Origin of the sequence: Tenuifilum thalassicum, assembly GCF_013265555.1 — a bacterium.
GTDB lineage: Bacteria > Bacteroidota > Bacteroidia > Bacteroidales > Tenuifilaceae > Tenuifilum > Tenuifilum thalassicum.
The window spans coordinates 1,535,167-1,551,666 of the sequence record NZ_CP041345.1 but is presented as its reverse complement, the minus strand read 5'-3'; the positions used below and the strand labels follow the sequence as shown (position 1 = coordinate 1,551,666).

Here is a 16,500-nt window from a genome sequence, read left to right as displayed (position 1 = left end):
CTTATTATTCTAAACGAACCTTAAATTTTTTAATACTAAGCGTAATAAAGAAAGCAGTCATAGCCAGCATTACTAAAACCTCTTTGGTAATGTATTGTAAGCCCTGCCCTTTAATCATTATCGTTTTTAATGCCGATAAAAACCAACGTGGAGGCATGATTAGGCTAAGCCACTGTAAGAGCTTTGGCATATTTTCAATTGGAAAAATGAAACCAGATAGTAGAATGGTTGGAAGCATCAGCGCAAACAACGACATGAACATGGCAACGGATTGGCTCTTTGCTAATGTTGATATTAAAATACCTAGCGATAAGGCCAACAAAATAAACAGGGAGCTCACTGAAAGTAGTAGAATAAGGTTTCCTCGTAAGGGTAAGCCAAAAACAGTATAGCCCATTAGAATGATTACCAAAACATTGGTGAACGCAATGGTTATATAGGGAATAACCTTTCCAACTATTATTTGCCAAGGTTTTAAAGGCGAAACCAGTAGAATTTCCATGGTGCCAAGTTCCTTCTCCCTTGTAATTGAGATTGATGTCATCATTGCAGTAACGAGCATCAGAATCAGCACCATGGTTCCTGGCACAAACATAAATGCAGAGTTCATCTCTTCGTTATAAAACATCCGATTCTGAACATCAATTCTCTTCATATCGGTTTGGCTACCAAAGTAATCGGCCACATATGTATTGATAATGGATTGGGCATAACCAGCAAGAATACTTGCGGTGTTTGGGTCGGAAGCATCGGTAACTATTTGATAATCGGCATAATGACTATTCTGAAGAGTTCTTGAAAAGTTGTCGGCAATAACCAAAACAAGTTTTACATCACCATTTTTAAAAACCTCTTCAATATCATTCTGATTGTCGATATATCCTTTAAAATTAAAATATCCCGATGATGAAATACGGTTGACCATCTGTTTAGAAAAGTAATCGCGTGAATAATCCAGTACTGCATAATCGGCATTTTTTATCTCACTCGAAATAACAAAACCGAATATTAGTAGCTGAATAACGGGCATCACCAGAACTATAAGTAGTGTGCGTATATCTCGGAAAATATGCTTAAACTCCTTCGAAATAAAATTTTTAAAACTGCTGTTTGTCATGGCCTGATATTTTAGCTATTACCATTTCTTGCAAGCGTAATGAAAACCTCATTCATCGATTGTGCCTTCATTTGCTCTTTAAGTACTTTGGGTTTATCCATTGCTACTATTTTCCCATCAACCATAATTAATGCCGTGTGGCAATATTCGGCCTCATCCATGTAGTGTGTAGTAACCAGCACGGTTGTTCCGCCCGAGGATATTTGATGAATGGTTTCCCAAAACATGCGCCTAGCAATAGGGTCGACACCACTTGTTGGCTCATCAAGAAAGATAACCGGTGGCCTGTGTACAAGCGAAACTGCAAGCGAGATACGTTGCCTCCATCCCATGGGAAGCGATTCAACCTTTACGTTTTGAAATTCGTGCATGCTAAACTCATCCACCAGCTCCTCAGCACGCTTTTTTAGCTCTGCGCCCCATAAACCATAAATTCCTCCGAAAAAACGTATGTTTTCCCATACTGTTAAATCGCTGTAAAGCGAAAATTTTTGGCTCATATATCCAATGCTGGCTCGTATTTGTTCGGGTTGCGTAAAGGCATCGTAACCTGAAACCAATATTTTCCCCGAGGATGGTGCCAGCAGCCCACAAAGCATTCTGATTGTGGTAGTTTTACCTGCCCCATTAGCACCTAAAAGCCCAAATATTTCACCTTTACTAACGCTAAAAGTTAGGTTATTGACAGCAACAAAACTACCAAACTGCTTAACCAGGCATTCTACTTCTATTACCTTGCTCATACCTTAATTTCGTTTTCCGATAGCTGTTGAATAAAATAGTCTTCGATTCCTGCCTGTATCTCTCTTACCGTTTCAATGTTATCGGCCCCTATTCCTTTCAACAAGTTTCTTACTGACTCATGCGTCTCATTAGCTGAATTACTCGCGAAGTGAAGCGAATCGCCAAACATATAGGCGGTTTCGCAAGTTGGTAAACTCCTAATATCCGATAGCTTACGCCAAATATCATCCGATTTTACCTCAAACAGTTTAAATGGGAATGATTGGGCAAAACCATTGGGTGTGTTCACGCCCAAAATTTTTCCCTTTTGAATTAACGCCACTCTATCGCACTGGTTTGCTTCATCCATATATGCAGTGGAAACAAAAATTGTTATTCCATGCCCTTTAATCTCGTGCAATAGGTCCCATAGCTCTTTACGCGAAACCGCATCGACACCTGTGGTTGGTTCGTCAAGGATAAGCACTTTAGGGCGATGAATGAGAGCACACGATAGGGCAAGTTTCTGTTTCATTCCTCCAGAAAGTCTACCAGCAGGTCTATCTTTAAACGGTTCCAGCATGTGATAAACTCCTTTTACAAGGTCGTAGTTCTCCTCAACTGAGGTACCAAAGACACCTGCAAAAAAGTTTAAGTTCTCTTGTACAGACAAATCGGCATATAGCGAGAAAACTGCAGGCATGTAACCAACAATGCCTCTTATTTTCTTGTAATCGGTTACAGAATCAAAGCCCAGAATGGATGCAGTTCCGCTATTGGGGAGTAAAAGTGTAGTAATTATTCGGATAAGGGTTGTTTTCCCAGCCCCATCGGGACCAATTAGCCCAAAGAGTTCACCTTTTTCTACACTCAAACTTACCTCCGATAACGCTTGCACTTCGGCATACGATTTCGATATCTTATCAATTCTAATTGAGGGCATTTGTGTTTTGTTAAAGGGTTATAACGAAAAAAGAGCAGAAATCATAAAACCAATCCATTTAAAGTTTTACCTCCACTGGCATTCCAACTTTAAGGGTACCATTAGGATTAGGTATTTTTACCTTTACAGCATAAACAAGATTTACACGCTCATTTCGGGTTTGAATAATTTTTGGGGTGAATTCGGCTTCGGAAGCTATCCAGGTGATTTCACCTTCAGTCATATTTAGCTCACCGTTTGCCGCATCGGTAAAAACCTTTACCTTGCCACCAATTTTGAACTCTGGCAGCTGAGTTTCGTCGATATAAACTCTTGCATAAACGGTATCTAAATTTGCGATTTTGCAGATAGGCCGACCTGTTGGTATAAGCTCGCCACGATTAACAAATTTGGTCAGTACGGTTCCCTGGATTGGCGATAGGACTTTACTTCGCAATAAAATATCATTTACCTGAGCAATTTGAGCATCGATGGATTTAACTTCTGACATAACTGCCGAACGTTGTACTTCAACTGCCTTAAGCTGCTTTTGGGCTATTCTAAACTTACCTTCTACCTCGTCGAGTTGACGTTGGGTGGCAGCACTATCGGCATAAAGCCTTCTAACCCGGTTAAGCTCCCTTTCAATAACACTAATCTGCTCGTTCTGAACTGCAATTTGGGCATCGATACTTTGTAGTTTTGCTAAAACTGCACCTTTAGCCGCATTTAATTGCTGCAATTTGAGAGAATTTTGAACCGTATCAACAAGTGCAATTAGCTGATTTTCCGCAACTTTATCGCCCTCATCAATTTTTAGTTCTATTATTTTACCACCAACCTCAGCCGAAACCGTAACATCATAGGATTCAATATTTCCATAAGCATCGGCCTCATTGCCATTATTTCCACACGAAATAATTATGGCGCTTAGAAAGAATATCGAAAAAAGATTTAATCGCTTCATAGTATATTGTTTTTATTCGTTTACACTCAAACCTAAAATAAAGTAAAGATTTACAACCTCTTGAGAACGCTTAACATTACGAAGATTCATCTCTATCTTGGCACGTAAGAGGCTATTGAAATCAGAGATGTAGGATGATGAAGTAATTGCACCATTCTTAAGCTGCGAGGCCGATTCACGAACCGCTTTTTCCAATAACTGGACAATTTGCTCATCTTTTTGAATTTGTTTATCAAGTGAATTTATCTGCTCTAGCGAAGCATCTATTTGAGCCGAGCAATTATCGTTATAGGTTGCTTTCCTGTAATTCACAATATTTTGCTGAATTTTAAGCGTTTGCCTTTCACGCGAGGTGCTATTCCAGTCCCAAATATTCCACGAAAGGCGAGCGCCAACAATAGCAAAGGTGTTAAACTCATTGGAAAGCATATTCAATGCAGGCTTTCCATATCCAGCCCGTGCAAAAGCAGCAAGTTTAGGTAGCCTTTTAGCATTTAGAGCCTGGTTTGCGGCAGAAAGATAGGTGCTCTGCAAATCGAAAAGTTTATAATCGGGCCTGAGACATCCGTCTTGGTTAGGTATGGGAAGATTAGGAACAACTACAACATCGTTGGTATCAATTTTAGCCCCTGTAAGCGAATAAATGGTTGAAACAATTTGTGAACGCTGTGCACGGTTAGCATCAATACTCTGTTCCAAACGTAAACGCTCAGCTTTTAACATGTTAAGCGATGATTCAAGAACCACACCTGCTTTTACACTTGCGGTAAGTTCATCAATTCTATTATCGAGCACACCTGCCATAACCTTAAGCTGCTCCAATGCAATATCAATTGATATTAATCCAAAGTACAACTTGGATACCTTTTCCTTTAAACCATAAATCTCCGACTCTACCTTAATTTGGTCAATAAGATGAGCTTTTTCTTCTAAATTGATTTTTGACCTTGTGGCTCCCCCATCCCAAATAAGCTGGGTAACATCAACCGTAACCTTGTAGTTATCCTTGTCGGGCGATGGAACAGAGATATTAGGTACAGGGATATCAATAGAAGTTACATCGGACTGCCAAGTTGCCTCGGCATTAAAATCGAGGCTTGGAAGATAGTTCGATTTAATATTTGCCTTTTTATAGCTAAAAACCGAATCGTTGGCGGAACTTATCCTGTATATCTTACTCCAATGCTCCATCTGAGCATATAAGTCAGATAGCCGAATTGTATCCTGCCCTATTAAGAGATTGGGCAACAGGGCTAGTAGTGCAATTAAAAATATTTTACTACGTCTCATCACTATTTGTTTTTTGAAATTTGCTTAATATAGTTGATTGCAAACTCGGCAACATATATTTTCCTCTCCTCCAAAAATTTCCTGTACTCCTTCTCGTTGCCATCAAACAGTACGCCCTCTATTATTGGCTTACCAGCAAACGGGAATATACATGAGCTCACAAGGGTTACAAGAAGATGCATAATCTCCCTTTTGGCTAAACCTAACTCGTCGGAAAGAGTGGTAAGAATACTATTCAACATTTTAATGTCAACTCCAGACTTTTTTACAAACTCCTTGAACAGATTAGGGTTACGGTTAATTTCCCTAATTACAAATGCAGGTAAGAATGGATTTTTTAGAAACAGTTCAATGTAACCATCGACAAAATGACGAATCTTTCTATCAATATCCATATCCTTTGATAGCATAACCGGAATAAGGCGGGGAAAAAAGTTACCAAACTCCACAATAAAGATTTTCATAAAGAGCTTATCCTTTGAGCGAAAGTAGTAATGCAGAAGAGCCTTGTTAATACCAGCCTCATCGGCTATTTCCTGCATACGAGCCCCGTCGAGACCTTTCAGGATAAAGACTCGCCTAGCAGCTTCAAGTATCTTACTCTCAGTATCTTTCTCGTATTTCTTAGCTATCATAAAATTAACCATTTGGTTAAACCGTATGGCAAATATAAAGTAAACCAATTAATGATTCCAAATTTTTTAACATAAATTTTAACCAGGTGGTTAAATTTCATGTTTAAGATTCAAGATTTCAGATTTAAGACTTGTCCGGCGAAGACGGATTCAAGATTTCAGATTTCAGACTTGTCTGGCGAAGACGGATAAAGATTCAAGATTCAAGATTTCAGACTCAAGAATTCGGATTCAAGAATTGTCACATGAAATTCCGATACTTCCGAATGTTTCCGAGTCATTCCGTGTCATTCCTCTAACTTCCTCTAACTTCCTTTAACTTCCTCAAATTCCTCCTCAACCTCCGCCACACCTTCAGTGAGAAAAATTTTGTATATTTACCCCAAGGCACAACCGGTAACTTTATGGACTACCAAACCACACCAGCTCTTGCCGACAGGTACACCCACCTGCTCAAACCCCAATGGGACCTCATCCACAACCCCCAGTCCACCACCGGGCTGTTCGACGGCATGGAGGAAGGGGCTAGCCAATTAAATGAACTTTCAAACAGTAACTTTTTTATACGCAATGGTATCAAAAATTCAAAATTTAAGTTTTATAACAATGATTGTTTTGATGGCTTTTCAAAATCTGCTACATTTAACAAAATCGTAAACCTTTTTACATCAAGCAATTCAAGGGTGAAGACATTGGTTGTTAAATATGGTACAGGAAGCGCTTCGGAAGCCTCAACGGTGTTTGGTTTTATGACTGTACGTAAAAGCGGGAAAAGTACCTATACTAATTTCGAATATATTGGAAAACTTACAGAGGAAAGACTCTCAAATGCAGAACTGGCATTTAGGATTGGATATTATGATTTTGCAGATGAGTTAAAGTTTGCCCATGAGTTTTTTGTGCATGTTATTAAGGACATAGAGGATATCAATAAAATATACGCAGAAAGTAAAAACAATGCCGATATCGCTAGCAAGTTGAAATCCTTGCCCGAGAAAAGTCATTTTGTTGCAGGCGATGGTGGAGATAGAGACCATTACAAAATGCTCAAGGGCGAATGCTACCTCATGACGGAATACGTTAGAGAAATTCTTACGAAGGAAACAAATTACTCAAAAAGGTATAAGATATTAGAAGATTACATAGAGGATTTGGCTATGTATCTTGAACCAAAACACCATAATTTACTAAAAAGTTTTGGTGGTAAAGAAATTGCTAAGAAAACAATAAGGAATTACTTATTGAATAGTTTTAGTGAATACAAAGATTTGATTAACGAGTTGGTCAAAAAACACCTCAAATAACTATGAAATCATACAGCAAAAGGGTACTTGTTGTTGCTCTGCTTTTATTACTTTTTATGGGTACTTTATTGTGGTTTAAAATATTTAAATACAATTCTAAGAAATATGAGTTCTACTGTTTCTATGTTGATTCAATTCCCCAAGCTTACAACATTAGATATTTTAAAAAAAATATGTTATATATTGAACACATAGGGTTTGGAGGGAGGTTAAGGCATTTTGATGCAAATATGAATTTTCCCAATCCTGATGACGACTATTTTTCTTATCGGAGAAAGAGCAAAAAAATTAGGATTTCTGATATAAAAATTAAAATGCTAATATGCCGATGTGTTCTTGTTGGTGAAAATATCGGGGAAAATAACATTATGTTCAATTCTATTTGCGATACGGTTTTCTGTGGTTGTCCAACGGATACAGTTTACTACAGAGTTATTAACGACACACTGATTTGTGATTATCCATTTGATTGCATAGAATATACAATTAAAAATAATTGCTCTAAAATCTCTAAGTTTCTTATTGACAAAGAAAGCAAACTAATTATTGAATCGAAAGCCATATTTGAAGGGAGTAACAGTTTTGTAACATTAAAAAGGTTGGTTGGTGTTAAGGATGTTAGAAATAGTTATTTCGATAGTCTTTATAAAAGCACTACAAACGAGAAAGATTTTATTGAATTTTAAGCATCCTAAGACTTTTTCTCGACCCCAGTTGAGCCGAGGCTGTAACTAAATAAGGAAGCACATTAAGTTGGGCATAGGTTAGCGAAGCGTACCTGCGTCCAACCATTCTTACAGGCTGTGCCTGAGTTCTTTGTTGTTTTATGTTGAGCCAAGGCTGAAAAAAGCAATAACCCCAAATTAAGCAATAGGATTTTTTCTACTGCTTAGCAATAGCTAAATTTGGTACATGAAATTCGATATAAGCTTTACCAACAAAGAGATTACGCCATGGTCAGGTTTAGGCTTTTTGCGTAATATGATGGACAAAATGGGTGTAAGAGACCAACTTTCTTCTTGTCATTATTTACCCTTTCCAAGTTCCAATAATGGTTACTCACCAATTGATATAATCGAAGCTTTTATGGTAAGTATTTGGTGTGGAGCCAACCGTTTTTTACATACCGAGATTACACGCCATGATAAGGTTTTAAGCAAGATTTTCGGATGGAAAAGAACGCCAGCAAATGATACCTACAAACGCTTTTTCAGGAAGTTTGACATGGAACGAAGCTCCAACTTGTCTCATACGCTATTTAGCATGGTATTTAAGAGCGTTGATTTTAAACGATTAACCCTTGATTGTGATTCAAGTATTTTAACTCGCTATGGAGATTTACAAGAAGGAGCACAAAGGGGATATAATCCAAAGAAACCCGGTAGAAAATCGCATCACCCATTAATTGCTTTTGTAAACGATTTAAAACTGGTTTGCAATTTTTGGTTAAGGAGTGGCAATACTTCTGCTTCTAATAACTTTAAAGCTTTTTTAGAAGACACCCTTGAAAAGCTAAAAGGGAAAACTGTAGGTTTAATTCGTTTAGATAGTGGATTTTACAGCAAGGAAGTCTTAGAGTATTTAGAGCAGAAGGTTATGAACTACATAATTGCAGTTCGCTTTTACCTTCCAATTCAGAAGATGGTGGCACTCGACCAAAATTGGCTTGAAATTGACGAAGGAATAGAAATATGCGATACAGAGTACCAAAGCCCGGAATGGGATGTGCCAAGGCGATTGGTAATAGTTAGACAAAGAATCAAGGAGCGCCCCAAAGCAGCGGGGAAGATGTTGTCTTTATTTGAGGGGACATCTTTTTATTACCGCTATAGGTACAGCGCCTATGTTACCAATATGGATCTCGCACCTGCCGAAATATGGAGGCTATACAGGCAAAGAGCTGATTCTGAAAATAGAATAAAAGAATTAAAAGAGGATTTTGGATTTGACAGCTTTAACCTGAAAGATTTTTATGCGACAGAAGCTGCGTTAACAGTTGCAATGTTCGCATATAATATAATGTCATTATTTAGGATGTTTATTCTAAAATCGGAGGTTCAACATACTTTGTCAACCTTGCGCTATAAAAATTTTGCTATAGGCGCATTCTTCCAGAAGCACAAAGGGAAATACATCTTGAAAATAGCGCTGGCTAAACAAAGAAGGAAATGGTTCACAGGATTATGGAATACTTCAAATTCAGTACAGCTACCTTTCAAAATTTCTACTGCTTAATTTGGGTTAAAATCTTGCTCAACCAAATAATCAATATATTTTTCAAGAAGTAAAGCATTAGTTGTCATTGAGAACTTAATTGTTCTATTAATTCTAAGTTTGGAAACATAACTTACAACTTGCTTTATGAAGTTAAACCCCAATAATGGTTCACCTCCATAAAAACTGATATAGAATGTACTGCTAGAAGATTTATTTAATTCAGAATTAAAATAAGGTACTAAAAAATCGATTATTTTTTTAGCATCATAAAAACTTAAAAAAGAACTTTTTCTTTGGTCATAATCTCCATATAAATGACCATATGCACAATAGGTGCAATTTAAGTTGCATTTGTCTGTAACCTCAAAGGTTAATTGCTTTAGATTGGCAAGTTGATATTTAACAAAATCTTCATCTATTCTTCCCGAAAACTTTGTTTTAGTATCAATATCACTAAAGTAACCCTGTTTTTTAACCAATAATATTTATTTCTATAGAAACTATATTCATCAATATCCATTTCTTTTCCCTGAAAATCATTTCTATTTTCAATTTTAGAATAAACTTTATATGCATCTTTTGTTATGCTTGTATATACTTTTTGCTTTTTATCAAAAAGATAGTAATTCCCTGATTTCGTCCGAAATAAATAAGTCGATTTCATTATTATTTTTGTTCAAAAAGTTTATTATATATTACTTTCTGAGAGGAAGTCATAAATTTATTAACTGATATATTAGGATAGTAGGGAACACTTGGAACTCTTACAGCAATGGGCTTTACTACTGTTGAAAGCAGTTCTCCATCTTTTAAATATTTGATGTTAAATGCTTTTTGAGTTTCTAAGTACTTATGGTACAAAAACGAAAAGGATAAAGAGGATATCTGGTGATTATTTATTTCAACTAATTCAACTTGTTCATTCTTTTAAAAGGAACTACTGTTTCATAAAACGAAATAATTACAGAACTATCTTTAATTTCCAGTATTTTTATAGGAAAATAATAACCATATTCTTTTATTACTTTTGAATAATTAAAGCCTGCTTTTGATAAAAATGTTCTTATATCTGGATAAATGTCATCAACGATATACGTATTTGTAAAGTTAATAATACCAGGAGTAATTTGATTCATTTTATTAAAGAGGGAGTCTTCATTAAAGTGGCTAGCTACAGAATATATATTTTTTAACATTGAAAATAAATCTTGTTTTCCCTTTGATAAATGAGTAATTTCTATGTCAAGTAAAAACACAACACTGCAGCACGGTTGTAAAATAATGGTAAATATGATTTTCTGAAGATATTTCTACTAGCATCAGACAAGTAACTTTATAGCCAGAATGTTGCAAGCCTCTATATTTCTCAATTTTTGTTCTAATACATCTAAAAATTCTTCCAATGAAATTATTTTATTCTTTAATAATATTTTTAAAGATTGATATTCTACGAATCCTTCATACAGCCATAAGTGTCCAGACATTGAAAGTGTATGATTTGCAACTTTGCTATCGCTAAATGTAATTGGAGTAAATAAATGAAGTATTTCATGTGCAACTATATGTTTTATATCTAAACAAAAATTCACACTATCCTCTTTGTTAGAGAAATCAGGTGTTGAGAACATTAAATATACTGATGAATTTGGATGTTCTAATGCAGCAAAATCTAAAATATCAGGATTAACCTCTGAGTTAAAAATAAAAGTAAATGTATATTCTTCAATGTTAAGAAAGTTGAGCTCTTTAAAAACTGTTTTAATTACTGGTGAAACTATTTCTTTTATTTTAAAAGTATTGCCTTGGTTAGAATGTGTATAAATATTGAACTTTGAATTGCTAATACTAATTGTATCTAAACTATATGTTGAAGAATAAATAACAGGGGAGTTAATTAAATCTTTATAATTGTCAAATTCTATTATATCAACAGTATCATTAATAGAAATCACATTCTTATTAGAAATGTTATCAAACTTTTTATTTTTAATAATTTCTAATGAAATACTATTGTGCTCGTCCCTAAAAACTACCTATTAGTACATTGCAATTCAAAACCCAAAGATTATCAGATATAATAAGACCTTTTGATAGTAAATTAAATGTATTATAATCTGACCTATTTATTTTGTAGTATAGCCTTTTTAGTTTTCGTGCATTTGAAATGATGAATTTATTCTTCCCATTTTTCTTTACCGGTAGTTTATTATTATTAGCATCAAATGCAAAAAAGAGAATCTATAATTAGGTTTGTGTTTTCATGGTATGTACCAGAAATAGTTTCTGGGAAATAATAGATTAGTGTATCATTGTATGTATTTATGTTTTTGTGATACTTCGATGTGGTTATTTTTAATAATTATTGAAATACTTTTTCCCTGATTAACTTAACTTCAGTATTTGTTTTGCAAGAATAAAGATTAATAGTTATAAAATAAATATAAATAAATATTAATATTTTTACTTTTCATGGTGTTGTATAGTCTATAATTCACAAATTTTGGCATTTAATTATTTCTTATTTTAAAGTAAGAAGCTGATTGGATTTATGAATCCAATCAGCTTTTAATACACACTTTAATTAATTCTCAGGACATGGGCGTATTTCTACAGTATCTCCATCTCTTAGAGGAGAATGTAAACCAGTGCTAGCATTTGCACTTGCATTTGCTTCTGTAGATGAGCCTCCATTATTAGCGTAATAGCAACCACAACCACAACTCATATGTGGAAAACAATCAATGTAAATGTAACCTCCTTTTACACTTTCCATTTCCTTGGCTTCTAAAGCATTTAATTTTAATTTCTTCATTGAAAATAAATTTTGATTACTAAAAAAATTATCACTACAAAGAAATACCCTCCCACTGACATATACCGTCAGTGGATATTATATTGAAATTATTTTTCATTTGGCCTCCTTTTGTTTTGTCCTTAATGCTGTTATCCAACTCATTAGTCGAATATTTAAAAATTAATTTTCCTTCATCACGATAACAATAGCTACACCTGTCTTTATCAAAATAAATCGGACAGTCAATTTCTTTTAGTTGATTAATAATTCTGTAAACATGTCTTTCAGAAACACCCAGTTTATCAGCCAATTCTTTAGGGCTGCCCGTTGCTTTTAATCTTATTAATCTATCAATTCTTTCTAATTCATTTTTTATCTCAATAATATTCATTGATTTAGGTTTTGTCTTTGCTTTGTTGCTATCTGTTGGCTGTATGGTTAGTTGCCGATTTTGAAGCATTTCTGTATTATTTAACAACTGCTTTTGAAACGAGTGGTGCCGATTAAATACACACTATACCAGCAAATAAAAATTCCACATGTTATGGGCTGAGCTTTATTCACTTTTTAATCCTTCTGTTTCTATTTTTTCAATCACTCGTTTTAAAATACCTAAATATTTTTCAATGTCAGGAGTCTTGATTTCTTTGTTAATCACCCATTTTAGATTTGTTTTTGCTTGTTCAAACTTTCCAAATTTTTTAATTCCGATTTGTAGAAATCAATCACGGCTTCCGCATTGTTTATCTTTTTACTAATCTCTTCAAATCCAGTATAGATACTTTGTTTATAAATCGAATTCGGTGGATAGCCAAAACATAAGCCAACAAATCCGTTTGTAAAAGTTTTATTTAGTGAAAATCCTTTTGACCCCCAATGAAAAATAAGCTTTTCTTGCTCTGCAAATTTGAACAATGAGTCAAAGAGTAATTTTCCATTTTTATCCAATGATGTTAAGAATTTCTCTTTATCGGTTTTTGGAAGTTGAGCAGATGAACTAATTCTTGTCCTTATAAATTCTTCGTCTCCAACAATAAAATCGCTCGAAATCATTTTATCGTCTGCGTTATTGACGAAATATTTAAATTCAACACAGTAAACATCAAGTCCTTTTTTTCTCAAGTACATTGCTGTCTGTTTAATCTCAGGTGATATGCTGGATGCAACAATCACTAATTTAGAGTTTTTATTCCATGATACCTTATCAGCTGAAACCGATTTGTAATATTCTTGATGGTAATCTTCTAAGTTTGCATCTTCTCCAGAATAGTCCTGAAATATTTCGTTTAATTGGTCATAATCAAGATTATCAATAAATGAAGCGTATTCAATCAATTGTGCAAGTGTTTCCCTTGGTGTTTTACCTCTTTTCAGTTCAATCACAACGGTATTTCCGTACTGGTCAACTCCAAGCAAATCAATGAATGTATTCAGATTTGTTGTAACTTGTCTGCCAATTATAAGAATTTTGGAATTATCAAAGAAATACTCAGGGTTGTTTTCAAGTAGCATTTCCAAATCAACCTCTTTATTTTCCTCTTTAAATTCTTGCTCCTTGAATTGAACAAACTTTCCATCTTTATCTATCGTAAATAGTTTCATATTGTAATGTTCTATTCTCCTTTAGTTTGCCATAAATAGTTTATATTCGAAATGTTTAGCATTTTATCTCTTAAATCAAATGTAAGAGAAAAATACGAATCATCAAACGGTAATTTAATTTTTTCAGACTATTTTGGCCGACATGTGTATATGTTTTTGTGGTTTTGCTACTCTTGTGTTGTGAACTTTCGACTCCTTCCGAATATCTCCGAATCATTCCGAATCATTCTTCCTTCCAAGGACCCCTCCAAACCATCCCTGAGAGGGGAGGCTTAACTCCCCTCTCCTTTTCAGGAGAGGGGCAGGGGGTGAGGTCAAAAAAAATCGAAACTCCAAAAACTAAAAACTAAACACGGTCTCAAATCTTCCGAATCCTTCCGATTATTTCCGAATCGTTCCGAATCATTCTTTTAACTTCCTCTAACTTCATTATTTAACTTCCTCTAACTTCTTCAAATCCCTTTTCAAGATCCGCCACACCTTCAGTGAGAAAAATTTTGTAACTTTACCCCAAGGAACAACCGGTAACCTTATGGACTACCCAACCTCCCCGGCGCTTGCCGACAGGTACACCCACCTGCTCAAACCCCAATGGGATCAAATACACAACCCCCAGTCCACCACCGGGCTGTTCGACGGCATGGAGGAGGGGGCGATGTTTGAGACTCTATTTATTCCAATAATGATTGACTATATTAACCAGATAAGAAAAGGCAATGGAGATAAATTGAAAGAAATATCCATGAAAATAGCAACTGGACTAGCAGAAGCAACAGATATAGAGCTAGGAGGAAAGCTGTTCAGCTATTTAAAAGTGAGCACAACTGGTTTTAATATTTTTCAGGATAAAGAGTCAACTGCTACATTAACTACAAGTACAGGTAGTAATGTAACACTACCCGGTGAAAGACCAAGGTATAGCATTGATCCTTCTGAATCAAGTAAAACTACATATACAAAAAATAATGTTAACTATGTTAAGTATCAATTTCATGAACTTCAGACTAAGAAAAATCCACCACCCTACGCCGATACAAAGGAGCCAACAGGAACCATGAGGATTGAAATTGTTGTGAAAAAAAATGAACGAATGGAGTTTGAAAAGTATTTGTATAACTTAAAGGCAAGCGATACTATTAGGATTTATATAACAAGAACAAGTACAGGTATAAATTCAACTGTGGGCACATTAAAAACCGATGATGGAGTAATAAGTGGTTACACAGTAGAATTACCCAGGGGGAATGATAGCGAGTGTAAAACGCCCTGTGGTGATAATACAATACCTTACGATTGCTATTGTATAGCTGAAGGAATATATAATTTCGAAATAAACACAAAAGTATACAAAGTAAATAGCCCTAAAAACTATTCATTGCGAATAACATCAGCAGTACCTGATGGCAGATCAGGGGTTCTGGTACATGCTGGACGTGACGATGCAAAGGGATGGTCAATGGGGTGTATTTTGCCTATGCCAAATGAACCTAATAAGGATTTGAATTATGAAGATAGATTTAAATTAGGAAGGAACAATACAATTGAGGAATCATTAGATTTTACAAAAGAAATATTAGATTGGGTAAGACTGCGTGAAGCAGAAATAAAGGAAAGGAACAAAGGTATTGAGAAGGTTGTTAAACAAGTTATAATAACAAAAACAATTTAAATATGAAAACCAAACTACTTATCTTATTCGTACTTGCCGTCAATTTTTCATTTTGTCAGGCAGTGGCAGACTATGATAAAAAAATAGTTGATAACTATTCTCGTGATGAAGTAGGAATTCTGGAAGCACCATTTATGATAAATGAGCTTATTGAAATTTATAAAAAGGATAGCCTGATCGTTAAAAGGATCTTTAATAGAGAGGTGTTTAATAGAACACAATATAACCTTTATTGCTACAATGTTTGTGCTGATTTTTTTTATAAGAAATTAATTGAAAGACGGAACGATAAAAATAAAAAAATCATAGATAAAATTATTAGCGAGTTAGATTATGATAGAAATATTGTTAAGCCACAGATAGATTGGTCTAGAATATGGGAAACATGCCTAACTTGTCCATTTGGAGAATATCCTGATGATAGATTCTTTTTTTTTCAATTTTCAATTATGTTCATGGGTGAATTGGAGATTAAACAAATGGCTAGCGATGGAGAACAATGGGGATACATGCTTGAAGATATAAAATATGGAGAATTTTTTGAGTTGAATAAGGAAAAAAAATATTTGAAATATGTATTAGACAGGCGAAAAGCTAAATACATCATAGAAAGATGGAAAGATTGCGACATTAAGGAAATGCAGGAACTCATTGCAATATATAAAAGTCTAATGTAACCATTACCCCCAGTTTAGCCAAGGCTATAAAAAGCAATAAACGAACCGTGTTCTGTGGCGGTTGCACCGCCGTCGGACTATCAGCAGCAGAGTTTATTCCGCAAAGCGGGACTGCGCCTGACCTTCCACTTGTTCGCGCGCATTTTTTTTGGACGCGTGCGCTTTTCCTTTCGCTAGCGTGAATTTACCTTCGGTGAGCTTCCTTCGGTCGGTTGTAATCCGTGCGTATACCACCGCCGCTCAGGAAAAAACCGGCATAAAAGGCTGTTTCGTAAATGGGTCGTTGGCGTGTCGTTGCGTTGGGCAAAGAAAGCGGCGCTGTTTGAGGCATGCCGCAGGCATGGTGAGTTGCGCCGCGTGGCCGGCACGCCCACGGGGCACCCATCGGGACAGGCTTTTCAGCCTTGATCTTTTGCTTCTTTTGCATCAAGGCAAAAGAAGGGGAAACAAACGTGGCTTTGGCAGGTTCAGCATGACATTAATTCAAGATTTAAGATTCAAGACTTGTCCGGCATTGACGGATTTCAGAATTGTCCGGCTAAGACGGATTCAAGGTTCAAGAGCTTGTCCGGCTTTGCCGGAT

Annotated in this window: 17 protein-coding genes; 5 read left to right on the top strand and 12 right to left on the bottom strand. The window is 35.5% G+C overall.

Annotated features, from left to right (window positions below; genetic code table 11):
* Positions 1–4 precede the first annotated feature (4 nt).
* From FHG85_RS06465 to FHG85_RS06440, 6 genes are read right to left on the bottom strand one after another with little or no spacing between them, the layout of a single operon-like run.
* Complete coding sequence (locus tag FHG85_RS06465) at positions 5–1,117, bottom strand: ABC transporter permease (RefSeq protein WP_173074147.1); 1,113 nt, start codon at positions 1,115–1,117, stop codon at positions 5–7.
* An 11-nt stretch (positions 1,118–1,128) separates the two neighbouring features.
* Positions 1,129–1,860 carry an ABC transporter ATP-binding protein gene (locus FHG85_RS06460; RefSeq protein ID WP_173074145.1) on the bottom strand — a complete coding sequence of 244 codons (732 nt, stop codon included), beginning with the start codon at positions 1,858–1,860 and terminating at the stop codon, positions 1,129–1,131.
* Complete coding sequence (locus FHG85_RS06455; protein WP_173074143.1) at positions 1,857–2,783, bottom strand: ABC transporter ATP-binding protein; 927 nt, start codon at positions 2,781–2,783, stop codon at positions 1,857–1,859. The genes FHG85_RS06460 and FHG85_RS06455 overlap by 4 nt, the downstream gene beginning before the upstream one ends.
* Before the next feature lie 58 nt (positions 2,784–2,841).
* Positions 2,842–3,729 carry an HlyD family secretion protein gene (locus FHG85_RS06450; RefSeq protein ID WP_173074141.1) on the bottom strand — a complete coding sequence of 296 codons (888 nt, stop codon included), beginning with the start codon at positions 3,727–3,729 and terminating at the stop codon, positions 2,842–2,844.
* 12 nt (positions 3,730–3,741) lie between these two features.
* The gene (locus FHG85_RS06445; RefSeq protein WP_173074139.1) at positions 3,742–5,019 is read right to left on the bottom strand and encodes a TolC family protein; all 1,278 of its coding nucleotides are present in this window, start codon (positions 5,017–5,019) and stop codon (positions 3,742–3,744) included.
* Between the two features lie 2 nt (positions 5,020–5,021).
* Positions 5,022–5,654 (bottom strand): TetR/AcrR family transcriptional regulator, encoded by a 633-nt coding sequence (locus FHG85_RS06440; protein WP_173074137.1) that lies wholly within the window; start codon positions 5,652–5,654, stop codon positions 5,022–5,024.
* Between the two features lie 404 nt (positions 5,655–6,058).
* On the opposite strand from FHG85_RS06440, the gene FHG85_RS06435 reads away from it, so the two are divergent.
* The 3 genes from FHG85_RS06435 to FHG85_RS06425 all read left to right on the top strand — a co-directional run bounded on the left by FHG85_RS06435 (position 6,059) and on the right by FHG85_RS06425 (position 9,193).
* The gene (locus FHG85_RS06435; protein WP_173074135.1) at positions 6,059–6,958 is read left to right on the top strand and encodes a hypothetical protein; all 900 of its coding nucleotides are present in this window, start codon (positions 6,059–6,061) and stop codon (positions 6,956–6,958) included.
* Between the two features lie 2 nt (positions 6,959–6,960).
* The gene (locus FHG85_RS06430) at positions 6,961–7,644 is read left to right on the top strand and encodes a hypothetical protein (protein ID WP_173074133.1); all 684 of its coding nucleotides are present in this window, start codon (positions 6,961–6,963) and stop codon (positions 7,642–7,644) included.
* A gap of 226 nt (positions 7,645–7,870) precedes the next feature.
* Positions 7,871–9,193 carry an IS1380 family transposase gene (locus FHG85_RS06425; RefSeq protein ID WP_173074131.1) on the top strand — a complete coding sequence of 441 codons (1,323 nt, stop codon included), beginning with the start codon at positions 7,871–7,873 and terminating at the stop codon, positions 9,191–9,193.
* On the opposite strand, the gene FHG85_RS06420 is transcribed toward FHG85_RS06425, so the two are convergent.
* The 6 genes from FHG85_RS06420 to FHG85_RS06395 all read right to left on the bottom strand — a co-directional run bounded on the left by FHG85_RS06420 (position 9,190) and on the right by FHG85_RS06395 (position 13,571).
* Positions 9,190–9,654 (bottom strand): radical SAM protein, encoded by a 465-nt coding sequence (locus FHG85_RS06420; protein ID WP_173074129.1) that lies wholly within the window; start codon positions 9,652–9,654, stop codon positions 9,190–9,192. The genes FHG85_RS06425 and FHG85_RS06420 overlap by 4 nt on opposite strands.
* A gap of 426 nt (positions 9,655–10,080) precedes the next feature.
* The gene (locus FHG85_RS06415; protein ID WP_173074127.1) at positions 10,081–10,371 is read right to left on the bottom strand and encodes a hypothetical protein; all 291 of its coding nucleotides are present in this window, start codon (positions 10,369–10,371) and stop codon (positions 10,081–10,083) included.
* Positions 10,372–10,494: 123 nt separating this feature from the next.
* Positions 10,495–11,127 (bottom strand): M61 family metallopeptidase, encoded by a 633-nt coding sequence (locus FHG85_RS06410; RefSeq protein WP_173074124.1) that lies wholly within the window; start codon positions 11,125–11,127, stop codon positions 10,495–10,497.
* 629 nt (positions 11,128–11,756) lie between these two features.
* On the bottom strand, positions 11,757–11,987 hold the full coding sequence (locus tag FHG85_RS06405; RefSeq protein WP_173074122.1) for a TIGR04149 family rSAM-modified RiPP: 231 nt from the start codon (positions 11,985–11,987) through the stop codon (positions 11,757–11,759).
* Positions 11,988–12,021: 34 nt separating this feature from the next.
* The gene (locus FHG85_RS06400) at positions 12,022–12,360 is read right to left on the bottom strand and encodes an HTH domain-containing protein (RefSeq protein WP_173074120.1); all 339 of its coding nucleotides are present in this window, start codon (positions 12,358–12,360) and stop codon (positions 12,022–12,024) included.
* A gap of 272 nt (positions 12,361–12,632) precedes the next feature.
* On the bottom strand, positions 12,633–13,571 hold the full coding sequence (locus FHG85_RS06395; protein ID WP_173074118.1) for an endonuclease NucS domain-containing protein: 939 nt from the start codon (positions 13,569–13,571) through the stop codon (positions 12,633–12,635).
* A gap of 532 nt (positions 13,572–14,103) precedes the next feature.
* Here FHG85_RS06395 and FHG85_RS06390 point away from each other — a divergent pair.
* Together FHG85_RS06390 and FHG85_RS06385 are read left to right on the top strand one after the other, a co-directional pair.
* Complete coding sequence (locus tag FHG85_RS06390) at positions 14,104–15,240, top strand: DUF5675 family protein (protein ID WP_173074116.1); 1,137 nt, start codon at positions 14,104–14,106, stop codon at positions 15,238–15,240.
* A gap of 2 nt (positions 15,241–15,242) precedes the next feature.
* Complete coding sequence (locus FHG85_RS06385; RefSeq protein WP_173074114.1) at positions 15,243–15,917, top strand: hypothetical protein; 675 nt, start codon at positions 15,243–15,245, stop codon at positions 15,915–15,917.
* Positions 15,918–16,500 lie beyond the last annotated feature (583 nt).